General features: G+C 46.3%; 1 protein-coding gene and 2 pseudogenes. All 3 read left to right on the forward strand.

The window, feature by feature from the left end; all coding sequences use genetic code 11:
• The first annotated feature begins 29 nt into the window (after positions 1-29).
• A complete protein-coding gene (locus tag ACMN7X_RS00830; RefSeq protein ID WP_006428300.1) occupies positions 30-188 on the forward strand; it encodes a transposon-encoded TnpW family protein in 159 nt (52 codons plus the stop codon).
• Between the two features lie 41 nt (positions 189-229).
• Positions 230-1,063 (forward strand): annotated as a pseudogene (locus ACMN7X_RS00835) (VirD4-like conjugal transfer protein, CD1115 family); the annotation flags it as partial.
• A 64-nt stretch (positions 1,064-1,127) separates the two neighbouring features.
• Positions 1,128-1,256: pseudogene (locus ACMN7X_RS00840) on the forward strand (Maff2 family mobile element protein); the annotation flags it as partial.
• Between the last annotated feature and the right edge of the window lie 238 nt (positions 1,257-1,494).

Raw genomic sequence — 1,494 nt, forward strand, 5'->3', positions numbered from 1 at the left:
GGCATTTTTCATTTACAGGAGGATTTTGAATGAACAATACCGCAACCAACACCGCCACTTGCCCGACTGTCAGAAAGCAGATCGGCAAGACAACCTATATCGTCCGTGTGCATTTCAGCCAGACCGCAAAAGAGACAATGGAGGACAAAATCAAGCGTCTGCTCCGTGAGGAAGTCCGCAAAATGTGACTTCTTTTTGGATTTGATGAAAAAGTCCTTGACTTTTCGTCTCTGGCAAAACGGCAAAGTCAATCCTTATTTCTTGCGGTGCGCGGCTTGCCCCTTTTGATATAGAGGAACTCCGGGAACTCATGTCCTATGATGAATTGGAACTTGACACATTGGGCGACCGGAAAACCGCGCTTTTCCTCATAATGAGCGATACCGACGACACTTTTAATTTTGTTATCGCTATTTTGCAATCACAGCTTTTCAACTTGCTTTGTGATAAAGCAGACGACGAATACAACGGCAAATTGCCTGTTCACGTCCGCTTTTTGCTTGACGAGTTTGCGAACATCGGACAGATACCCCGCTTCGATAAATTGATTGCTACAATCCGCAGTAGGGAAATGTCCGCTTCTATCATTCTGCAATCGCAGAGCCAGCTAAAAGCCATTTACAGGGACGCGGCAGAAATCATACTTGATAATGCCGACAGCACCTTGTTTTTGGGAGGACGTGGGAAAAATGCAAAAGAGATTTCGGATAACTTGGGACGGGAAACAATCGACAGTTTCAACACTTCCGAAAATCGCGGCACGCAGGTTTCTCATGGACTGAATTATCAAAAATTAGGAAAGGAGCTGATGACACAGGACGAAATAGCAGTTATGGACGGTGGGAAATGTATTTTGCAGCTACGCGGTGTGCGTCCCTTTTTAAGCGACAAATACGACATCACGAAACACCCGAACTACAAATACCTTTCCGACTTCGACAAAAGAAACGCTTTTGACGTGGAACGGTATATGTCTACCCGTCCGGCAATCGTAAAGCCCGATGAAGCCTTTGACATATACGAAATAGATTTGTCCGACGAGGACGCAGCCGCCGAAGAATAACGGCGGCATTTTTCATTTTCCATAACATTTTTTGAGCCGCACAACGGCAGAAAGCGAGGTTTATATGGATTTCTTTAACAGCGCAGTTGGTGTATTGCAGACTTTGGTTATCGCGCTTGGCGCAGGTCTTGGCATTTGGGGTGCCATTAACTTAATGGAGGGTTACGGCAACGACAATCCCGGAGCCAATGCTCATGTACGGTAAAGTATCACAAGAAAATTATGTCGAATTGACAGCCGCCTCCGCTATACCGAATAAGGAAATAAAGAGTCCTCAAATTTTGCGCTACTAAATGAAGACGAGCGGAAGTAATCTCCCGCTCGTCAGTAAACTTAACTATGCCATATCAATCCCGCTTCTTTCCCGCCACCGGCACTAAGAACAGCGCGGGCAACAGCAGGAAAGCGGTACAGACCAGCCCCCAGGGTAT

Source organism: Frisingicoccus sp., from assembly GCF_048388605.1.
GTDB lineage: Bacteria > Bacillota > Clostridia > Lachnospirales > Lachnospiraceae > Frisingicoccus.